The sequence below is a fragment of the Rhizobium nepotum 39/7 genome, from assembly GCF_000949865.1.
In the GTDB taxonomy this organism is placed as follows: domain Bacteria; phylum Pseudomonadota; class Alphaproteobacteria; order Rhizobiales; family Rhizobiaceae; genus Agrobacterium; species Agrobacterium nepotum.
Genome location: NZ_JWJH01000004.1, coordinates 150156 through 168941 on the forward strand (window position 1 = coordinate 150156; position 18786 = coordinate 168941).

21 protein-coding genes and 1 tRNA gene are annotated in these 18786 nt (G+C 57.7%); 9 read left to right on the forward strand and 13 right to left on the reverse strand.

What is annotated here, in order from left to right; translation table 11 throughout:
- Positions 1–3: 3 nt before the first annotated feature.
- The 3 genes from RS75_RS05385 (at position 4) to pncB (ending at position 2769) form a co-directional block, all read left to right on the forward strand.
- Positions 4–855 (forward strand): C40 family peptidase, encoded by an 852-nt coding sequence (locus RS75_RS05385; RefSeq protein ID WP_045018131.1) that lies wholly within the window; start codon positions 4–6, stop codon positions 853–855.
- A gap of 95 nt (positions 856–950) precedes the next feature.
- Positions 951–1310, forward strand: coding sequence for a hypothetical protein (locus RS75_RS05390; protein WP_045018134.1), 360 nt, complete (start codon positions 951–953; stop codon positions 1308–1310).
- Between the two features lie 154 nt (positions 1311–1464).
- Positions 1465–2769: a nicotinate phosphoribosyltransferase gene (gene pncB, locus RS75_RS05395; RefSeq protein ID WP_045018136.1), complete on the forward strand. Its 1305-nt coding sequence runs from the start codon at positions 1465–1467 to the stop codon at positions 2767–2769.
- Between the two features lie 72 nt (positions 2770–2841).
- On the opposite strand, the gene RS75_RS05400 is transcribed toward pncB, so the two are convergent.
- Complete coding sequence (locus RS75_RS05400; protein ID WP_045018138.1) at positions 2842–4236, reverse strand: leucyl aminopeptidase family protein; 1395 nt, start codon at positions 4234–4236, stop codon at positions 2842–2844.
- Between the two features lie 142 nt (positions 4237–4378).
- On the opposite strand from RS75_RS05400, the gene RS75_RS05405 reads away from it, so the two are divergent.
- Positions 4379–5203: a tetratricopeptide repeat protein gene (locus tag RS75_RS05405; protein WP_045018140.1), complete on the forward strand. Its 825-nt coding sequence runs from the start codon at positions 4379–4381 to the stop codon at positions 5201–5203.
- Positions 5204–5305: 102 nt separating this feature from the next.
- Here RS75_RS05405 and RS75_RS05410 read toward each other — a convergent pair whose 3' ends face one another.
- The 10 genes from RS75_RS05410 to RS75_RS05455 all read right to left on the reverse strand — a co-directional run bounded on the left by RS75_RS05410 (position 5306) and on the right by RS75_RS05455 (position 14550).
- The gene (locus RS75_RS05410; RefSeq protein ID WP_045018142.1) at positions 5306–6292 is read right to left on the reverse strand and encodes a type II secretion system F family protein; all 987 of its coding nucleotides are present in this window, start codon (positions 6290–6292) and stop codon (positions 5306–5308) included.
- Positions 6293–6302: 10 nt separating this feature from the next.
- On the reverse strand, positions 6303–7307 hold the full coding sequence (locus tag RS75_RS05415; RefSeq protein WP_045018144.1) for a type II secretion system F family protein: 1005 nt from the start codon (positions 7305–7307) through the stop codon (positions 6303–6305).
- A 15-nt stretch (positions 7308–7322) separates the two neighbouring features.
- On the reverse strand, positions 7323–8795 hold the full coding sequence (locus RS75_RS05420; RefSeq protein ID WP_045018146.1) for a CpaF family protein: 1473 nt from the start codon (positions 8793–8795) through the stop codon (positions 7323–7325).
- A 32-nt stretch (positions 8796–8827) separates the two neighbouring features.
- Positions 8828–10108: an AAA family ATPase gene (locus RS75_RS05425; RefSeq protein WP_045018147.1), complete on the reverse strand. Its 1281-nt coding sequence runs from the start codon at positions 10106–10108 to the stop codon at positions 8828–8830.
- 34 nt (positions 10109–10142) lie between these two features.
- Positions 10143–10832: a CpaD family pilus assembly protein gene (locus RS75_RS05430; protein WP_045018148.1), complete on the reverse strand. Its 690-nt coding sequence runs from the start codon at positions 10830–10832 to the stop codon at positions 10143–10145.
- 56 nt (positions 10833–10888) lie between these two features.
- On the reverse strand, positions 10889–12472 hold the full coding sequence (locus RS75_RS05435) for a type II and III secretion system protein family protein (protein ID WP_045018149.1): 1584 nt from the start codon (positions 12470–12472) through the stop codon (positions 10889–10891).
- Positions 12469–13275: a Flp pilus assembly protein CpaB gene (gene cpaB, locus RS75_RS05440; RefSeq protein WP_045018150.1), complete on the reverse strand. Its 807-nt coding sequence runs from the start codon at positions 13273–13275 to the stop codon at positions 12469–12471. Before cpaB ends, RS75_RS05435 begins: the two co-directional genes overlap by 4 nt.
- Before the next feature lie 126 nt (positions 13276–13401).
- Entirely contained in the window at positions 13402–13914 is a 513-nt protein-coding gene (locus RS75_RS05445) for an A24 family peptidase (RefSeq protein WP_045018151.1), read from the reverse strand.
- Between the two features lie 119 nt (positions 13915–14033).
- Entirely contained in the window at positions 14034–14222 is a 189-nt protein-coding gene (locus RS75_RS05450) for a Flp family type IVb pilin (RefSeq protein ID WP_045018152.1), read from the reverse strand.
- Between the two features lie 70 nt (positions 14223–14292).
- The gene (locus tag RS75_RS05455; protein WP_045018154.1) at positions 14293–14550 is read right to left on the reverse strand and encodes a hypothetical protein; all 258 of its coding nucleotides are present in this window, start codon (positions 14548–14550) and stop codon (positions 14293–14295) included.
- 89 nt (positions 14551–14639) lie between these two features.
- On the opposite strand from RS75_RS05455, the gene RS75_RS05460 reads away from it, so the two are divergent.
- Positions 14640–15050 (forward strand): pilus assembly protein N-terminal domain-containing protein, encoded by a 411-nt coding sequence (locus tag RS75_RS05460; protein ID WP_162484791.1) that lies wholly within the window; start codon positions 14640–14642, stop codon positions 15048–15050.
- A 235-nt stretch (positions 15051–15285) separates the two neighbouring features.
- Here the strand turns inward: RS75_RS05460 and RS75_RS05465 are convergent.
- Both RS75_RS05465 and RS75_RS05470 read right to left on the reverse strand, forming a co-directional pair.
- Positions 15286–15372 (reverse strand) — tRNA-Leu (locus tag RS75_RS05465).
- A gap of 119 nt (positions 15373–15491) precedes the next feature.
- Positions 15492–15797 carry a SelT/SelW/SelH family protein gene (locus RS75_RS05470; RefSeq protein ID WP_045018158.1) on the reverse strand — a complete coding sequence of 102 codons (306 nt, stop codon included), beginning with the start codon at positions 15795–15797 and terminating at the stop codon, positions 15492–15494.
- Between the two features lie 145 nt (positions 15798–15942).
- On the opposite strand from RS75_RS05470, the gene RS75_RS05475 reads away from it, so the two are divergent.
- The 4 genes from RS75_RS05475 (at position 15943) to RS75_RS05490 (ending at position 18786) form a co-directional block, all read left to right on the forward strand.
- Positions 15943–16392 (forward strand): DoxX family protein, encoded by a 450-nt coding sequence (locus tag RS75_RS05475; RefSeq protein ID WP_045018160.1) that lies wholly within the window; start codon positions 15943–15945, stop codon positions 16390–16392.
- A gap of 137 nt (positions 16393–16529) precedes the next feature.
- Positions 16530–17228 (forward strand): type 1 glutamine amidotransferase, encoded by a 699-nt coding sequence (locus tag RS75_RS05480; RefSeq protein ID WP_045018162.1) that lies wholly within the window; start codon positions 16530–16532, stop codon positions 17226–17228.
- 94 nt (positions 17229–17322) lie between these two features.
- Positions 17323–17511 carry a YegP family protein gene (locus RS75_RS05485; protein WP_045018164.1) on the forward strand — a complete coding sequence of 63 codons (189 nt, stop codon included), beginning with the start codon at positions 17323–17325 and terminating at the stop codon, positions 17509–17511.
- A 177-nt stretch (positions 17512–17688) separates the two neighbouring features.
- Positions 17689–18786, forward strand: a complete 1098-nt coding sequence (locus RS75_RS05490; protein ID WP_045018166.1) for a glycoside hydrolase family 25 protein — start codon at positions 17689–17691, stop codon at positions 18784–18786.

Here is an 18786-nt window from a genome sequence, read left to right on the forward strand (position 1 = left end):
ACCATGATGCTCGACCGCCGCCTGAATGTCTTCCGCTCCGATCTGGCTGATGAGAAACTGCAGGGCGTGGTTCAGGCCGAGCGTTTCGTCAGCGGCACGCCCGCGCAAATCGCGATACCCGTTATTGGCCTTCGCCCCACGCCCGATCTTGCCACCGGCATCGATACGGAGCTTCTGTTTGGTGAAACCGTGCGTGTCTTCGATAGGGCGGATGACTGGGCATGGGTGCAGGCGGATGCGGATGGCTATGCCGGCTATGTGCCGGAGACGGCGATCGGCGATGTGGTTGCCGCCACCCATCGGGTGACTGTGCCGCGCACCTTCCTCTATCCTTCCGCCGAACTGCGCAAGCCGCCGGTCACTACCCTTTCCATGGGTAGCCTGATCCGGATTGTCGGTGAGGCGGAGACGCGCGGCACCCGTTATCTGCTGACCGAAAAAGGCGAAGGCATCATTGCCTCTCATTGCCGTGCGGTCGAGGATGCTCTTGAAGAGGACTATGTTGCGGTGGCGTTGCGCTTTATTGAAACGCCCTATCTCTGGGGCGGGCGCTCCGGCTTCGGCATCGATTGTTCGGGCCTGGTACAACTCTCCATGGCGATGACGGGCCGGCGGGTTCTGCGCGATACCGACATGCAGGTGAAATCGCTCGGTGTGGAAATAGAGCGTGACGAATTGAAGCGTGGCGATCTTGTGTTCTGGAAGGGCCATGTCGGCCTCATGGAAAACGAAGAAACGCTGCTGCACGCCAATGGCCACACGATGAATGTCGCGCGCGAAAATCTCGATGCGGCCATAGAGCGTATCGGCTGGCTTTATGAAAAGCCGACGGCTTTCCGGCGTCTCGAAGGCTGAGAAGACTGCTCTCACGAAATTGTGCCTGCCCCGCCCTTTGTACGACCGCCACCGAGAGCCTACATCGGGTAAATGATGGTACGGGACCGGCATCGATGAAGACAAAGACGGCGACACGATTGGCAGCTATCCTGGCAGCGGTTCTACTGAGCGCTTCTGCGGAGGCGCAGACCGTTTTTCAGAACGGTTTTGCCCCGGCGCCTGACGCCTATGCGAACCTGCCAGGCGTCAAGGACCCGCGAACGCTGCAACCCAAGGTCCGCTACAACTGTCATAGCGAACTTGGTACGACCGGCTATTCACGAGGTCCCCACCGGGATGTTTTCGGCAGCCGCGGGCTTCCCGTTCAGGGTTACCGGTGCACCGATGAAAACGGCGTTTCCAGCTTCGGCGGCAGAAATCCGGTCTCCAAGGATTGGTATCCCGGCATCAATCCCGTTGATCCGACCTTCTGAAGTAATATGACTTAAAGCGGCGTTTGCGCCGCCCGCACTCTGGACTTGTCGTCGCTTTTTCAGATAAATCTTTGACATGACAGGTTGATACCTGTCGAGGCGCGGGGTGACGTCGGCCCTGCCGATGTTACGGCCGATGTTAGGGAATGCGAGCATGACGAAGACCGATATAGCAACCCGTGTCCACAATCACACCTGGAAGCTCGATCCGATCGTCCGCAGCCTGATCGATACGGATTTCTACAAGCTTTTGATGTTGCAGATGATCTGGAAGCTCTATCCGGAAGTCGACGCGACATTTTCTCTTATCAATCGCACCAAGACGGTGCGGCTAGCGGAAGAGATCGACGAGATGGAACTGCGCGAGCAGCTCGATCACGCACGCACCTTGCGCCTCTCCAAGAAGGAGAACATCTGGCTTGCGGGCAACACCTTTTATGGCCGCTCACAGATATTCGAGCCGGAATTCCTCTCTTGGCTTTCGAGCTATCAATTGCCGGAATATGAGCTTTTCAAGCGCGACGGGCAGTATGAGCTGAATTTCCATGGTCGCTGGATGGACACCACGCTCTGGGAGATTCCGGCGCTTGCAATCATAAACGAGCTGCGTTCGCGCAGCGCCATGCGCTCGCTCGGTTATTTCACGCTGGATGTTCTCTATGCCCGCGCCAAGGCCAAGATGTGGGAAAAGGTTGAGCGGCTGCGGGAACTGCCGGGTCTGCGCATTTCCGATTTCGGCACCCGCCGCCGCCACAGCTTCCTGTGGCAGCGCTGGTGCGTCGAGGCTCTGAAAGAAGGCATCGGGCCTGCCTTTACCGGCACGAGCAACGTCCTTCTCGCGATGGATTCCGATCTCGAAGCCGTCGGTACCAATGCACATGAATTGCCGATGGTGGTTGCAGCGCTCGCCCAGACGAATGAGGAGCTGGCCGCAGCGCCCTATCAGGTTCTGAAGGACTGGAACCGGCTTTACGGCGGTAATCTGCTGATCGTGCTGCCCGATGCCTTTGGCACGGCGGCTTTTCTGCGCAACGCACCGGAATGGGTGGCGGACTGGACGGGCTTCCGTCCCGACAGCGCGCCGCCGATCGAAGGCGGGGAAAAGATCATCGACTGGTGGCAGAAGATGGGCCGTGACCCCCGTAAGAAGATGCTGATCTTCTCCGATGGTCTCGATGTCGATGCCATCGTCGACACCTACCGGCATTTCGAAGGCCGGGTGCGCATGAGCTTTGGCTGGGGCACCAATCTGACGAATGATTTTGCCGGATGCGCGCCGAAGACCATCGCCAGCCTCAAACCGATCTCCATCGTCTGCAAGGTCAGCGATGCCAATGGCCGGCCGGCGGTGAAACTCTCCGACAATCCGCAAAAAGCGACGGGTGAGCCGGCCGAAGTGGAGCGCTATCTGAAGTTCTTCGGCGAGGAAGACCTCAAGGAGCAGAAGGTTCTGGTTTGAGAGAAATGGAAGCGTTTCCCGTGAGGGGAAACGCTCCGTGGCAGTTCCGCTAAGAAACCATTTCTCGCTTTTTCACTTTACGAAGTGATGCGCGATGTAATGGAAGAGCGCGCGGATGCCCTGGGCTTCTCCGCCGATGGAGGAGTGATGCCTCTCGCTCAAGGACCAGCCGTAAATATCGAAATGCGCCCATTTTTTCGTGTTGGTGACGAAACGCTTGAGGAACAGGGCGGCGGTGATCGATCCGGCCATGCCGCCGGAAGGTGCATTGGTGATATCGGCGGCGCGTGAGCGAATATCCTTATCGTATCCCATGTAAAGCGGCATGCGCCACAACGGATCGTCGGTATCGATGCTGGCTTCGGCGATGTCATGGGCCAGATCGCTGTCATCGGTGTAGAACGGCGGCAGGTCCGGGCCGAGAGCGACACGGGCAGCACCCGTCAGCGTCGCCATGTCGATCATCAGGTCCGGCGCATCCTCATCGGCATAGGCCAGCGCATCGGCCAGAACGAGACGGCCTTCAGCATCCGTATTGTCGATCTGTACCGTCAGCCCCTTGCGGCTCTTGTAGATATCGCCGGGACGGAAGGCGTTGGCGGAAATGGAGTTTTCGACGGCGGGCACGAGGACGCGAAGATCGACCGGCAGCTTCGCATCCATGATCATCAACGCCAGACCGAGGACATTGGCCGCACCCCCCATATCCTTCTTCATCAGCGCCATGGAGGCGGCTGGCTTGATATCGAGACCGCCGGTATCGAAGCAGACGCCCTTACCGATGAGGGTCAGGCGCGGATTACCCTTCTTGCCCCAGTTCATCTCCAGAAGGCGCGGCGCGCTTTCGCTGGCGCGGCCGACGGCGTGGATGAGCGGGAAGTTTTCCTTCAGTAGGTCGTCGCCGGTAATGACGCTCACCTTTGCCTTGTAGTGGGCGGCAAGGCTGCGGAACGCGATTTCAAGCTCGTCCGGCCCCATGTCGTTGGCCGGGACATTGATGAGGTCGCGTGCAAGGAAGACGCCGGCCAGGACGCGTTTGATCTCGCCATCTTCGGCATCCTGCGGAATGAGAAGCTTTGCCCCGCTGGTTTTGGTGGTCTTGTATTTGTCGAAGCGGTAGCTGCCGAGGCCGAAACCGAGCGCCAGACGATTGGCCGTCAATGGTGCGGTTTCGATATGCCACTCGCCTTCGGGCAGTTCGCGGGCCAGTTTCCCGGTGATGAACGGGATTTCGGACGGATTGCCGCCGAGGCCGAGAAGAACCCCGCCCAGCGAACCATCGGAGGAGGGAACGAGCAATACGGCGCCCGCCTCTGCCTTGAAGCCCGCTTTTTTCGCCCAGTCCAGAGCAACAGGATCGATGGCGCCCTGTTCGATATGGGCTGGCGTGACGGCGAAAACCGGCAGGGTGCTGCCGGCCTTGGAGCTGAAAGGGGTCGGGCGTTCGATGAACTGATAGGGCGCCATGGTCTGCTTTCGTAACTGTCGAGAATCGGTGCGATTAACGCTCTGTTAGGGTTAACAGATTATTGCTTAAGCGAAAGTTGCGTCATGTGAGTCTGTCGTATGTCGGGCGCAAGATCGATAATTCTTGGGCGGGGGCGCTGCCATGACTGCATTTTCTTTGAGAGAGACGGGTCGGGCAGGATTGCTGCGGGGAGCATGTCTCGCGGCGCTGGTTCTAACCGTTTCCGGCTGCGCGAGCACCAACAAGCCGGATCGCATGTCGACCGGCTCCATTCCCGCTGCCACGCGCTCCTATGACCACATGAACATGGATCAGCTGCGGCAGGCGGAAGAGACGGCGGGCAAAGCCTATGAACGTAGACCCAAGGACAGGTCCGTCGGCATGAACTATGCCAACGTGCTGATGATGACCGGCAAGAACACGCAGGCGCTCGCGGTGATGCAGCAGATCGCCATCGCCAATCCGGCCGACCGTGAAGTCCTTGCCGCCTATGGCAAGGCGCAGGCAGCGTCAGGCCAGCTCGAACAGGCCCTTTCGACCATCCAGAGAGCGCAGACACCCGACCGTCCCGACTGGCGCCTTTATTCCGCCGAAGGCGCCGTGCTCGACCAGCTTGGACGGTCGAACGAGGCGCGCACCAAATACCGGCAGGCGCTTGATCTCAAGCCGAACGATCCGAGCGTGCTTTCGAACCTTGGAATGTCCTACGTCCTGTCGAGCGATCCCCGTACCGCCGAAACATATCTGCAATCGGCCATCGCCCAGCCTGGCGCCGACAGCCGCGTCCGCCAGAACCTTGCACTCGTGGTGGGTCTCCAGGGACGCTTCGCCGAAGCCGAACGCATCGCGGTTCAGGAACTCTCGCCACAGCAGGCGCAGGCAAATCTCGGTTATCTGCGTGCAATGCTTTCGCAGCAGAATTCCTGGCAGCAACTGGCGAAGAAAGACAAAAAGCCGGCAGGCTGATGAGTTTTTAGATGTCCCCCATCAATGCCGGCACGCGGATAAATTATTCACAGTTCCGCTTCGCGTTGCGCTGCCGCCTGAAATGCCGGCGCGTTTCCTGTGTCAGAACGTATCGGCAACGCGAATCCCGGCCGGCCCAAGAATGACCGCGATGAGCACCGGCAGGAAAAATATTATCATCGGCACTGTCAGTTTCGGCGGCAGGGCGGCGGCCTTCTTTTCAGCCTCGTTCATCCGCTCGTCGCGACCTTCCTGCGCGAGAACACGCAGCGCCTGAGCCAGCGGCGTGCCGTATCTTTCCGCCTGGATAAGCGCCTGTACCACGCTTTTGACGCCATCCAGCTGGGTACGCATGCCAAAATTCTCAAGGGCGATGCGCCGGTCCTGAAGGAAGGACAGTTCCGCTGTCGTCAGCATCATTTCCTCCGCCAGTTCGGGTGACTGCTCGCCCATCTCTTCCGCCACGCGACGCATGGCAGCCTCCATGGACACGCCTGATTCGATGCAGATCAGCATCAGGTCCAGCGCATCCGGCCACGCCCGCTTGATTGACGCCTGCCGCTTGTTCATGCGGTTCGAAACATAGATATTGGGTGCATAGAAACCCAGATAGCCGAAAATAAGCACCGCCATCAGCCGGACGACGAAAGCCTTGTCCGCGAGGTTTCCAAGAACGAAGACCCAGGTAAAGGCCACAACAAGAAAAACGAACGGCAACAGGAACCGGGCGGCAAGAAACGTGTTGAGTGCGTTTTGTGAACGAAAACCCGCTGCGCGCAGCTTGTTCATCGTGTTCTTGTCAGCAAGTGCTTCCTGGAGGTTGAATTTCTCGACGATACGGCGTGCGGATTTGTTGTTGTTGCCACGCAGGGAAGCCTTACCGTCTCTGGTGGCGGTGGCCAGACGTTCGCGCTCGCGGCTGCGAATGAGATCGCGCTCCGATGACACGGCTTTCATGCGCTTGGCGAAGTCTTTTCGCTCGAAGAACGGCATGATGAGCGTATAGAGGGTCGCAAAAACCGCAAGCGTGACGAGAATGGCGATGATCGTCTGCGGGTCCGTCAGGCTGGAAAAGAAGCTTCCTGTCATGGTCGTGCCCTCATATGTCGAAATTGATCATTTGGCGCATGATGAAGATCCCGATCAGCATCCATAACCCCGACGCGCCCAGAATGATGTGCCCGCGTATGTCGGTGAAGAGCACCGACAGATAGTCGGGCGAGGTGAAGTGGACCAGCATCATGACGATGAAAGGCAGTGCGCCAATGATAACGGCTGAGGCCTTCGCCTCCATCGACAGCGCGTTGACTTTCGCACGCATTTTCCTGCGGTCACGCAGGACTTTCGACAAGTTGGACAGTGCTTCCGAAAGGTTGCCGCCCGCCTGCGCCTGAATATTGATGACGGTGCTGAAGAAACTCACTTCGAAAAGCGGCATGGTCAGCATCATGCGCTCGATGCCCTGAGGAATGCCGATCCCGACCTGTTGTGCATCGACGACACGCTGAAACTCCGATTTCACCGGTTCCTGGCCGTCCGATGCGATCAGTCGCACGGCGTCGTTCAGCGGCAATCCGGATTTGATCGACCGGCACATGACATCCAGCGCATTGGGAAATTCCTCGAGGAATTTTTTCTGCCGTCGCTTGAGTATAAACGCCAAAACCCATCGCGGCAGTCCCAACGCCACGACGGCTCCTATGAGCAGAGCGATAAGCAACGACAGGCCATAAAGAAGCGCGATGAGAATGGAGAAGGCGGCCGCGCCTGCGCTCAGCAGGTGGAATTGCCGAACGGAAAGTTGCAGCCCCACCTGAACCAGCTTGTCACGCAAACCGACATTCTTTGCTTTCTTCGCCTTTTCGCTTTGTTTCTTTTCCATATCGCGCAGGTTGTCCTGCATGGACTTGCGGCGTTTGCCGAGTTCCTGGACCCGGTCCCGCGCAGCTTTGATGTTTGCGTGATCCGTTTCGGCGGCCTTGACCCGCTTGAAGCGGCTGGTGGTCTTTTTTTCGACCTCTATCTGCTGGAAAAGGAAGGCGTAAGCCAGCGCCCCTGCCGAAATTGCGACAAGTGCGGCCAGTAACAGGATTGTGGGGTCCATGGCGGTCGCCTTCCCTTAGGATGTCTTTTCCATTTCATCGAGCGCGGTCGCCAGGCGTTTTTCCTCGCCGTAATAGCGGGCGCGATCCCAGAAATGGGGTTTGCTGATGCCCGTGGAGACGTGTTTGCCGATCAGCTTGCCATGCGCGTCTTCACCGTCGATTTCGTATCGCATCAGATCCTGGGTCACGATGACGTCGCCTTCCATGCCCATCACTTCGGTGATCTGCGTTATCCGGCGCGAGCCGTCGCGCAGGCGTGCGGCCTGAATGACGATATCGATCGAGCCCGAAATGATCTCGCGCACCGTCTTTGCCGGCAGAGTGAAGCCGCCCATGGCGATCATCGATTCGATACGGCTGAGGCATTCCCGCGGCGTATTGGCGTGGAGCGTGCCCATCGAGCCGTCGTGACCGGTGTTCATCGCCTGAAGAAGGTCGAAAACCTCCGGTCCGCGGACTTCGCCGACGATGATGCGTTCGGGCCGCATGCGAAGGCAGTTCTTGATCAGATCACGCATGGTGATCTCACCTTCTCCTTCGATATTCGGCGGGCGCGTTTCCAGCCTCACCACATGCGGCTGCTGAAGTTGCAGTTCGGCGGTGTCCTCGCAGGTGATGACGCGTTCATCCTTGTCGATGAAGCTTGTCAGGCAATTGAGAAGAGTGGTCTTGCCTGAGCCGGTGCCGCCCGAGATGACGACATTGCAGCGGACGCGGCCGATGATCTTGAGCAGGGTTGCGCCTTCGGGCGTGATCGCGCCGAAACGCACGAGCTGGTCAAGCGTGAGCTTGTCCCGTTTGAATTTTCGGATCGTCAGCGCCGGACCGTCGATGGCGAGCGGCGGCGCGATGACGTTGACACGCGATCCATCCGGCAGGCGGGCGTCACATATCGGGCTCGATTCGTCCACGCGCCGGCCGACCTGACTGACGATGCGCTGGCAGATGGAAAGCAATTGATTATTGTCGCGGAAGCGGATGTCGGATTCGATGGTCTTGCCGCCGACTTCGATGAAGGTCTGGCCGGAACCGTTGACCATGATATCGGCAATGTCGTCGCGTGCCAGAAGCGGCTCCAGCGGCCCGTAACCAAGAACGTCGTTGCAGATGTCTTCGAGCAGCTCTTCCTGCTCGGCGATGGACATGGCGAAATTCTTGATCGTGATGATGTCATTGACGATATCACGAATTTCCTCGCGCGCGCTCTCCGCGTCCAGCTTGGCGAGCTGTGAAAGGTCGATCGTATCGATGAGCGCGGAAAACACCTGGCTCTTGGTATTGTAATAATCTTCCGTGCGGGCGCGTTTTTTCTGCGGCGATTGCGCCGATGCCTGCGTGTGGCGCGTTGCCGGCGATTGGCCGGGCTCCAAAGTGTCGATCGTCAGAGACCGGGGCTCGGACGTCGTCGTCGCCTGCGGCATGGCAGGCACGACAAACTCCGGCTTTATGGTTCTGACCGGGCCTTCTGGCCCCCGTTTTCCGAACATTGGCGTTTCCGTCTAAAGGCGCAAAAGGGAGCCTATTTGCGCTTGAGAATATTCTTGAGCTTGTCCAGGCCGCCGCGCCTGCTTTTGCGCAGAACGGTACGGCCTGTGATGGTATGGGCGATTTGCGAGAAAGTTTCCGCGATCTGGGATTTTTCATCCATCTCGCTGATCATGCGCCCGCTGTTGGCAGCGTTTCCGAAGAGCACGGTGTCGAATGGAATGATGGCGATCGGTTCGATTTCCAGCGGGTCGAGAAAGTCAGCCGGGGCGATTTCCGGGCGTTTCGGCATGCCGACCTGATTGAGAATGAGGTGCGGCAACTTGTCGTTGGGCCTCAGCTTTATCAGCGCATCGAACAGGTTCTTCGTGTTGCGAAGATTTGCGAGATCCGGCACTGCCGTAATGACCACCTCGTCCGCTTCCGCAAGCACTGCCCGCGTCCAGTCGCACCATTGGTGGGGAAGGTCGAGGACCGCGACGGGCGCGCTACGCTGCAAAACCTCCAGGATCGGCAGAAACGCCTGGCGATCGAGATCGTAGGTCCTGTCGAGGAGCGACGGTGCCGCCAGCAGCGACAGATGGTCGGAACATTTCGTTAGCAGACGGTCGAGGAATACCTCGTCCAGCCGTTCCGGCGAGAAGACCGCTTCCGCCATGCCCTGTGCGGGATCCTGATCGAAATCGATGTTGGCCGTGCCATAGGCAAGATCCATATCCGCCAGAATGGTTTCGGTGGAAAACAGGGTGGAGATGCCGAAGGCGCAATTATGCGCGATCGTCGACGAACCCACCCCGCCTTTTGCACCGATGAAGGCGATGTTGCGGCCAAGCGGCTCTGCCTCCGGATCAACGAAGATCGTCGTGATCGAGGCCAATAGATCGGCCATGTTGATTGGGGCGACGAGATATTCGGATATGCCGTTGCGGATGAGATCGCGATAAAGCGTTATGTCGTTGTGCCGGCCGACGATGATGACACGGGTGGTGGGGTCGCAAACTTCCGCCAGGGGTGCGAGATCATCCAGCAGCGAAGCGGGTGAACCCGCCGTTTCGAGAACGATGAGATTGGGCGTGGGTGAGGCGGAGAACATGGTCGCCGCCGCGTTGATATCGCCCTTGGTTACCCGCAGCGTGACCTTGCTCATGCGCCTGTCGCTGGACAAGGCATCCATCACGCGCTGCATGTTTTCACTGACGCAGAATGCATGGACGGAGATGCGGGGCAGGGGCCGCAGGCGATCCATATCCGCGGCACGCGCAGGCTCGGCTTCTGCGTCGCCGCCTGACTTGATATCGTATTCTACAGCGCTCATCGTCTTTCCTGCCGTGACAGTTGTTGAAACCGCATCAATCTGTTGCCGCCGGAGTCTTGCCGCGATAGGTATCGATGACGACCGCACGGCGCTCCGCATCGATCGGGCTCATGCCGCGCGGGCCAACCAGATCCATCGGATTGGCAATCTGTGCCGCGAGATTGCTTTGGGATGCGCATCCGAAATTGTACCAGTTCTTGTTGGCAGAGGTGTTGTCCGAAAGGTCTTCGGGCCACTGACCGCATTGGCCGGTCATGGCGGTCACGGCCACGTAGCTCAGGCGAATGGGGGCGGCGTCGCCGTTCGGGGATGCGGAGTAACGCGTTTCCATGATCTTGCCCGAGGGCACACCGGCGCCGGAAAGCGTGGAGCGGATTTGTTTCGCCATTCTGGATGCGGTTGCCGAATTGGCCGAACCCGATGGCGTCTGAATATTGATGATCCCCGTCGACATCGAGGCATAATTCTGGGCGAAACCTCGGACGTTATCCGCCATCGCTGTGGTCAGCCGGCCATCACCCGCCGAAACCGGAATATCCAGCGAATGCTCGGCTTCCGACAGGGTGATCGGATGGCGTGTGCGATAATCGTCGGGAATGGCGTTGGTCGTCATCGGGTCTCGCGCGCAGCCCTGCAACAGGCTGGCGGCAAGCGCGACCATGGCGACGAGACCGGCCCGTCTGCCGGACAGGTTGAGGGAAAAGGAGGAAGAGGTTTCCTGCATGACGTTTCCTGCCCGGACCGGGCTTGCTCTGAGAAAGGGATTTCGTGCGCGTGTCGTCATTTGTAGATGAACCCCACTGATCCCTGATAGGGAGCCGCCTGAACCTGATCTTTGCGGCCATAGACCTTGTTGACACGGTTCATGAAATACATGGCGGCATCGTTTTCCGGGTTGAAGTTGTCATCCGGCCGGGCGATCTGGTTGCGCGCAACGGGTCGCACCAGATAGGGCGTTGCAATGATGACGAGTTCCGTCTCGTTGCGGATGAAATCCTTGCTGCGGAAAAGCGTGCCGAAGATCGGTATCTTGGAAATGCCGGGCAGACCCGACATCGCCTGACGGACGTTATCCTGAACCAGACCCGCGATCACGATCGAGCCGCCCGACGGAAGTTCGACGGTTGTCGATGTCTCGCGTTTGCGGATGGACATATAGGTCGAACCTGGAATGGTACGGCCCGCATTTCCGGTTACAGCGTTGCCTTCATATGTCGGCTCGGAAACATTGGTCTCAATTTTAAGACTGATCCGCCCCGGCGAAAGCACCACGGGCTTGAAGTTCAGCGTGATGCCGTAGTCGACCGTGTTGGTGGTCCGAGTTATGGTCGGCTGACCTGTTTCCTTGTCGATGGTGACTTCCTGTTCCGCTGGCAGGCGGAAGTCGCCCCCGACGTAGAACTTGGCCTGTTCGCCGGAGATGGCGGTGAGGCTTGGTTCGGCAAGAGTGCGCACGACACCCGCCTGCTCCATCGCGTTCAGATAGGAAGCAAAGTTGAGCGAGCCAGAACCAATCGCGCCGCTGGCTATTTGCGAGGCGCCACTAATTGCATTTCCAAGATTGGACGGATTTGCGAATTCGAAACCGTTATTGCTCGTCGAGCTACCGATCATGCCGCTAAAGCCGAGCTGTTTCAGCACTTGCCGGCTAACTTCGGCGACGGTGACTTTCAGCGTTACCTGATCTTCGCCTTCGATCGTCAGCATATTAACGATCTGCGATGTCTGACGCCGTTCCGCAAAAATTGCCGCATCGCCGCCATTGTCGCCGCCCGTCAGCGATATGTTACGGGTGGTGGCTTCGCCGCCCTTCAGAAAAGCGTCGGCGAGCTGTACGGCGCGTGCGGAATCCTGCGGTGTACGCACCGATCCCGTGAGAACGATATTGTCGGAAACGATTTCGATCTTGATGTCGGATTCGGGAATAAACCGGCGAATATTGGCCTCAAGGCCGGCGATATCGCGCTCGACTTCGAGGTCGAGACTGACGATTTCCCGACCGCCTTCGCCGAAAATGAAAATATTGGTCTGCCCGACCGTCTTCCCGAACAGGTAAATCCGTCTGGACGTGCGGGTCACGGCATCGGCAAGGCTTGGATCGGCGACAAGAATGTCATGGGCATCGTCCGGCAGGTCGATGACCAACGCCTTGTTGAGGCCGAGCTTCAGGCGCTTGCGAATGCCTGTGCCGCTTTCGGTGATCCGCACGATGCTGGCGGTTTGTGCCTCCGCTTCGCTGATACGCAAAAATGCGGGCGAGTGCTGACCCGGAATGCCTGAAAAAGCCAGGCAAAATGCAAGGCCGCCCGCGATCGAGGAACGCAGGTGTTTTTTGGTGCGCTTTGCCATTGAAACCCCGGTCATTGCGATGCTCCCTGTCCGCCCTTGACGATCGAACCGGATTTGATCACCTGAATTTCCGGCTGCCCGGTGCCGCCGTTGAGAAGGTAACCGGCCGAAAGCGTGTCGTTTTCCTGCGCATCGGCAACCGAGCGCAAAGCGAGCGTGAGGCGATCCGCCATCTGTTGCGCCACGGTTATGATCTTGGCCTGCTCGGGTGTCAGTTCCAGCGTTGCGGTGGCACCTACGACTGCGGAGATGCCGTCCTCGCCTTCCTTGATCTGCTGATCGATCGCCAGAACGCGGACATTATTAAGAACATTCTCGGTCAGAAAGTTACCCGTATCGCCCTTGCGGACCATGATGACGTCAACCCGGTCATTTGGCAGTACGAAACCGCCGGCACCCGTCGAGACGGAAATCTCGGTGGCGACGGCGCGTTTGCCGGCTGGCAAAAGCGAGGACATGATGCGGGTGCTGGAATCAACCACTTTTTCCGGCCGCACCGGCTCGCCCTCGAACAAAGGGAGCCGTACGACGGCGCCGGAAAGTTCGGTGATGGCGTTCGGGCTTTTTGTTTCCGTTATGAAACTGTCGATGACATTGCCCCTTGGCCAGGGCGTCCAGCGCACGGAACTATCGTTGAGACGGCTGCCGACGGGCAGGTTGACCGAGGAAACGAGAACGTTGACCGTCGGTTCCTTCTCGATGATCGTTTCCGCTTTTTCGATGACCTGCTTCGCGCCGGAAATCTGCATGGCGACGATACCGGCAAGACCGGCGGCGACCAGGGCAACGGAGAGGATGACGATACGCGACGGTTTCATGCTCGATCCTTGAGGGAATCAGGTTGTTCTCCCCTCAGGATGGCGCGCGATTGGTATAATTATGGTTAATATTATGCTTGGATTTCTGGTTAACGGGCCTTTAACCTGTGAGGGGCGCATCTTTTTTCAGGAAAGACTTGCGATGGCGGCTTTTACCAGCGGTGTTTCGCCATAGGTCAAGAGCCCGGCGACGGCGATACCGATGCCATAGGGGATTTTTTTCGCCACCATCAGGGAATCCGGAATAGGAATACCGGCTGCCATGATTTGTTGCGAGCGCGAGCGCAAAAGCAGGATGCCGATCGTCAATACACCGCCGAGGAATGCCACTGCGAGTAGAAAATCCACCAGCGATATGTTGAAACCATACCAGATTGTCGCGGCGGTTAGCAGTTTTGCATCTCCGCCGCCCATTGCATTAGCTGCGAAAAGTGCAAAACAGGCTAAAAATACCACAGCGGCGGCCGCCATGCTCATTGCGAAAGTCTGCCAATCCATCCCCGTAAAGGGTGCTACCACTATGAAGGAAGACAGCAATATAAGCGGTATCCTGTTGGGTATGGTCATGCTGAATAGATCGTTCAGCGCAGCAAAAGCGAGGCACAACGGCAAAGTCAAAAAAATTGCTGCTACGACCATTGGATCAATTCCACAAAGGGTTTTGTATGTAAGTGGCAACCAATGCAGGGAGGGTGCCCAAAAATACTAAGATGGCCGCACCTCTTTAGGAGCGGCCACCAAAGGAGATACTGCAGTTATTAGCCGGCTGATTTGGTCGTAGCTGCCGTCATTTTCGTAGCAATGTTTCCGAAAAGTAGTTTGATTTGGGAGCCGACGGTCGTAGCGCCGCCAACAATAGCAACAGAAATAAGCGCAGCAATCAGGCCGTATTCAATTGCCGTGGCGCCGGACTCATCTTTAAGGAAACGAGTGAAAATCTTGGTCATGGGTCTCTCCTAATTCTTGTGTTGGTTCAGCACGCCGACAACTGTTTTCCGTTGTTCGGTTGCATTCAAATTACAGGCGAGCGATTTCCAAGCGCTTAAAGAAGAGGATTAATCCAAAGTAAACGGCAGGATGAGTTTCTGTTGGTAAATAAAAACAAAAAGTATTGCCTTTATTTTTATAGTTGCTGATAAACAAATATATTCCGAGGTTGGCCATTTCCCGTTTCTGGTCAAGTGTTCTCTTAACGGGACGCAGATGTTCAATTTTGATGCGGGGCAGTGCGAACCGGGAAAATGCCGTGACATCGCGAATGGTTACCGCCAGCACTATGGATTTCCGTCATTTAACGCTTCATTCACTAAAACCGCGCATCCTATCGCGTAGTAAAGTGTAGATAGTGAGCAAGGGCCAAACGCGTGTCATCCGGAAAACTGACGAAAATCGTGGTCGGCTTGTCCGTCATTCTAGGGGCGGCGTCGCAACCCGTTTTTGCTCAGGAAGACATATTGCGCGTTTCTATGAACCACGCCCGTGTCCTTCGCCTCGACCGCCCCGTGAGCAAGGTTATTGTCGGCAATTCGAAAGTCGCCGACGCCACGGTTGCCGATGCCACCACGATCGTACTGACCGGCCGCAGTTTCGGCACGACAAATCTTGTTCTTCTCGATGCCGAGGGCAATCCGATCGTGGACGAACGCATTCTCGTTTCCATCGACGAGGGCAACACGGTCCGCGTTTTCCGCCAGACGGAACGAACCGTGCTTTCCTGTACGCCGAACTGCGAACAGCATTCGCAAAACAGCGGCGACAAAGACACCCAGCCGTAACTAGGCCAATCAAATCTGAGCAATAGATTGCAATTCCGCATGCGAGAGCAGCGGGCTTTTGTCCAAGGCGACAAAGGCCTCGCAATCGTCATGGGCGGCTGTTTTGCATGGAAAGATTTGGGCTGATCATCAGCAGAACGAAAAACCGCAACATGTTCCCCTGCGTTCTGCAGGAGGACTGAATGTTGCTGTTTTTTCGTCTAAGTATTTGATCTGGCTAGGATCAAAAAAGGAATGGTGCCCAGAAGAGGACTCGAACCTCCACACCCTTGCGAGTACCAGCACCTGAAGCTGGCGCGTCTACCAATTCCGCCATCTGGGCGACGGAGAGCGATGTACGAGGGCAGCCGCCCGGTGTCAACAGACTTTTTGAAGTTTTATGACGATCATTGATTTTAAAGGGAAAAAACTTGTTTGACGCTGTTGAAACATTTCGCTGCGTCAATTGTCGAGTCCTTCATGCTTCGTCCTGTCCACATGACCGAGGTCGCGTTCCGGGTCGATGACATCGCGGATTCTCTGTTTGAGTTCTTTAGGACCGGGAAAACCGCCATCGCGTTTGCGCTCCCATATGGTTTCGCCATCGACAGTGATCTCGAACAGACCGCCCGTTGAGGGAACAAGGGTAACTTCGCCGATGTCCGAGGCGAAGGTTTGCAAAATCTCCTGCGCCATCCATCCCGCACGAAGCAGCCAGTTGCATTGTGTGCAGTAGCGGATGGTGATGCGGGGCTTGGTCTCGGTCATAGTCATGTCTCCTTCAACGCCCAGCGACAATAATGCTCACGATAATGTCAACTACAACACTCATGTTTTTACCCGGTGCATGCTTGTTCTTATCATGGAGCTTTGCGAACAGATAAGCCATCGAAGGCTGAAACGTGGAGATCCTATGGCCCAGTTCGACAATAATCGTCAGCGTCTTTTCGTTCCGGCGGCCGCACCGCTTTATAATGCGACGCATGATCTGGTGGAGACCGTTCTGCGCGTCGTGGCCGGGCTTCTTCTCGTCACCCATGGTTTCGGCAAAATCCTCAATCCTTTCGGGGCTGCCGGCATGGTGGAGAGCCTCGGCTTTTATCCCGGTGTATTCTGGTCGCCCCTTCTGGCCGCCACCGAGTTTTTCGGAGGAATTCTCGTGGCCATCGGCCTGTTCACGCGGCCGGCGTCGTTTGCCGCGATGATCGTCCTTTTGGTAACGGTCTATTTCCACGGCATCGTAAAGGCGGAAGGCCTGGGCGGCGTGGAAAAATCAGTTCTCTGGGCTGCCATTTTCCTGTTCTTCGCCGTTCGCGGAGGCAACCGGCATTCGCTCGACGCCAAGCTGGCGCGGGAATTCTAAGGCGCATCAGGCCGGCCTGTCCCGCTTTTTGTCCTGCTGACGATGTTGCGCCTCTTGAAAATCCGTTTTTCTCGTGGTGAAGCTGAATCGATCGGCGATCTCAGTCGATCGAATCCCCGTCGTCAGCAAGAGGCCCCATGCGCGTTGCAATTATCGAAAACATGGCGGGCACCCCGCATGGACAGCTGGGCGTCGCTCTGGAGGAGGCCAAGGCGCAAGTAGATGTCATCCGCGCCTATGCGGGAGAGCCTCTTCCCGCCGATGCAGGTGGTCATGATGCGCTTATCGTTCTCGGCGGTGAGCAGAACGCCCTTGACGATGTGCTTTATCCCTATCTTCCGGACCTTGCGCTTTTGATGAAAGCCTTTGGCGATGCGGGCAAGGCCGTGATGGGCGTCTGCCTCGGCAGCCAGTTGCTGGCGCGCGCCTATGGCGGAGAAAATATTCTGGCCGGCCCGCCCGAATTCGGTTGGGAAGACGTATCCCTGACGGAGGAGGGCGTGTCAGATCCTCTATTGTCAGGGCTGGAGAAAGTGTTCCCCATTTTTCAGTGGCATTGCGACACATTCACGCTTCCGCCCGAGGCGGCGCGGCTCGCGACCAATGGCGCGACGCGAAATCAGGCTTTTCGTGTCGGCCGGGCGGCCTATGGCACGCAATTTCATTTCGAGGCGTCCGCGGCCGTCGTCGATGGCTGGTGTGAGACATTCCCGGCTTCCGTCGAAAAAATGGCGCCCGGCTGGATAGACAATTACGGTGAGCACCGTGGCCGGCGTGCGGATATGGCCGATGCGGCCGGTCTGGAAATTGCCCGCGCATGGGTTCGGCTTGTCTGATCTGGCAATTTGTCTGATCCGGCAATTATCGGTTGCGAATATCGCCGGGGCCGCTCAGAATTGGGACCGGTTCACCTCAGGAGGCGCAAGGATCATGTACAAATTCGAGATCTATCAGGACAGGGCAGGTGAATATCGCTTCCGTTTCAAGGCATCCAACGGAGAAACGATGTTTTCGTCCGAAGGCTACGAGACGAAGGCATCGGCCATTCACGCCATCGAATCGATCAAGAGAAATTCCCCCGGCGCCGATACCGCCGATCTGACCACAATGACCGCCTGAATCTTCCCGTTTTGCAAAACCTCGAAGCATTTCGCCTGTCAGAATTGACGGGCGCATAGGCGGGTGCCGGCGTAAAGATAAGATTCAGTCTTTTTTGATAATCTTCCGTTAGCAATTGTATTTCGAGGTCCCCGGGCGGCGTCAGAGTGCCCCCGATTGTTTTGCGTACGGGTTTTCATGCGTTCATCGGCTGTGCCAGCACTTCTCTTCGGTTGCCTTCTGCTTGGTGGCTGCACGTCCAGTTCCGGGCCGGAAAGCCTGATGGCTGGGCTGCCTTCGAAGGAAACGACGAGTTCGGTCACGCCATCCGCGCCGGTGCCGCAGGCAAGCGTGGGCAGCCAACCCATCTCCGCCCAGCCGCGACAGCAAGTTCTGGCGTGGGGTGGGCCGGTACCCGAAGAACCCAAAGCCTTTTCCGCCATCACCCCACGGGCGTCCGTGCCGCAGAACGCCCCTGAAATCCGCTTGCCGGTCCCGTCGCAGGCCGGAATGGTGCCGCCTGTGGAGCGCCCGATGGAACGTCCGGTGCAATTGGCGATGGCCGTCGCCCCGGCGGCGAGCGCCGGCGCCCAGATCCGCTCGCGCATTTTCCGTTCCAGCTTCAGCGATGCCAAGCCGATCAATTTCGGCAGGGTTCAGCCGCGCCATTTTCAGGTCCACGGGGTGGATGTGTCGCGCTGGCAGGCAAATATAAACTGGCCGCAGCTGCGCACGCGCGGCGCCAACTTCGCGTTCATCAAGGCGACGGATGGCGGCGATCATCTTGATCCAATGTTCCGCACCAACTGGCAGCGGGCAAAGGAGGCGGGTATCCGTCGCGGCGCTTATCACTTCTTTTATTGGTGCCGATCGGCCAGCGAGCAGGCGGACTGGTTCATTCGCAACGTGCCGCGTGATCCGGATGCGCTGCCGCCGGTGATCGACGTGGAATATAACGGCGAATCGAGCTGCAAGATGCGCCATTCCCGCGAGCGCATCCTGGAAAAGATGCGCGTGTTCATGGACAAGCTCGAGCGCCACTATGGACAGCGCCCGATCATCTACACGGCGCCCGATTTTTATAAGGACAATCTTACCGGCGAGTTCCAGGACTATCCCTTCTGGCTGCGGGCCGTCGCCCAGCATCCGTCCGTGGTCTATCCCGGTCGCAAGTGGCTGTTCTGGCAATATTCCGGCTCGGGCCTGTCGCATGGCGTCGATGGCCGCATCGATCTCAATGTCTTTAACGGCAACGAGGAAGCATGGCATCGCTGGGTGGGCCGCCGCTCCAGTTGA

Excerpts from the sequence above, each read along its gene's own strand:
- RS75_RS05385 (WP_045018131.1), top strand. The coding sequence starts at position 4 with ATGATGCTCGACCGCCGCCTGAATGTCTTCCGCTCCGATCTGGCTGAT.
- RS75_RS05390 (WP_045018134.1), top strand. The coding sequence starts at position 951 with ATGAAGACAAAGACGGCGACACGATTGGCAGCTATCCTGGCAGCGGTT.
- pncB (WP_045018136.1), top strand. The coding sequence starts at position 1,465 with ATGACGAAGACCGATATAGCAACCCGTGTCCACAATCACACCTGGAAG.
- RS75_RS05400 (WP_045018138.1), bottom strand. The coding sequence starts at position 4,236 with ATGGCGCCCTATCAGTTCATCGAACGCCCGACCCCTTTCAGCTCCAAG.
- RS75_RS05405 (WP_045018140.1), top strand. The coding sequence starts at position 4,379 with ATGACTGCATTTTCTTTGAGAGAGACGGGTCGGGCAGGATTGCTGCGG.
- RS75_RS05410 (WP_045018142.1), bottom strand. The coding sequence starts at position 6,292 with ATGACAGGAAGCTTCTTTTCCAGCCTGACGGACCCGCAGACGATCATC.
- RS75_RS05415 (WP_045018144.1), bottom strand. The coding sequence starts at position 7,307 with ATGGACCCCACAATCCTGTTACTGGCCGCACTTGTCGCAATTTCGGCA.
- RS75_RS05420 (WP_045018146.1), bottom strand. The coding sequence starts at position 8,795 with ATGTTCGGAAAACGGGGGCCAGAAGGCCCGGTCAGAACCATAAAGCCG.
- RS75_RS05425 (WP_045018147.1), bottom strand. The coding sequence starts at position 10,108 with ATGAGCGCTGTAGAATACGATATCAAGTCAGGCGGCGACGCAGAAGCC.
- RS75_RS05430 (WP_045018148.1), bottom strand. The coding sequence starts at position 10,832 with ATGCAGGAAACCTCTTCCTCCTTTTCCCTCAACCTGTCCGGCAGACGG.
- RS75_RS05435 (WP_045018149.1), bottom strand. The coding sequence starts at position 12,472 with ATGACCGGGGTTTCAATGGCAAAGCGCACCAAAAAACACCTGCGTTCC.
- cpaB (WP_045018150.1), bottom strand. The coding sequence starts at position 13,275 with ATGAAACCGTCGCGTATCGTCATCCTCTCCGTTGCCCTGGTCGCCGCC.
- RS75_RS05445 (WP_045018151.1), bottom strand. The coding sequence starts at position 13,914 with ATGGTCGTAGCAGCAATTTTTTTGACTTTGCCGTTGTGCCTCGCTTTT.
- RS75_RS05450 (WP_045018152.1), bottom strand. The coding sequence starts at position 14,222 with ATGACCAAGATTTTCACTCGTTTCCTTAAAGATGAGTCCGGCGCCACG.
- RS75_RS05470 (WP_045018158.1), bottom strand. The coding sequence starts at position 15,797 with ATGACCGAGACCAAGCCCCGCATCACCATCCGCTACTGCACACAATGC.
- RS75_RS05475 (WP_045018160.1), top strand. The coding sequence starts at position 15,943 with ATGGCCCAGTTCGACAATAATCGTCAGCGTCTTTTCGTTCCGGCGGCC.
- RS75_RS05480 (WP_045018162.1), top strand. The coding sequence starts at position 16,530 with ATGCGCGTTGCAATTATCGAAAACATGGCGGGCACCCCGCATGGACAG.
- RS75_RS05485 (WP_045018164.1), top strand. The coding sequence starts at position 17,323 with ATGTACAAATTCGAGATCTATCAGGACAGGGCAGGTGAATATCGCTTC.
- RS75_RS05490 (WP_045018166.1), top strand. The coding sequence starts at position 17,689 with ATGCGTTCATCGGCTGTGCCAGCACTTCTCTTCGGTTGCCTTCTGCTT.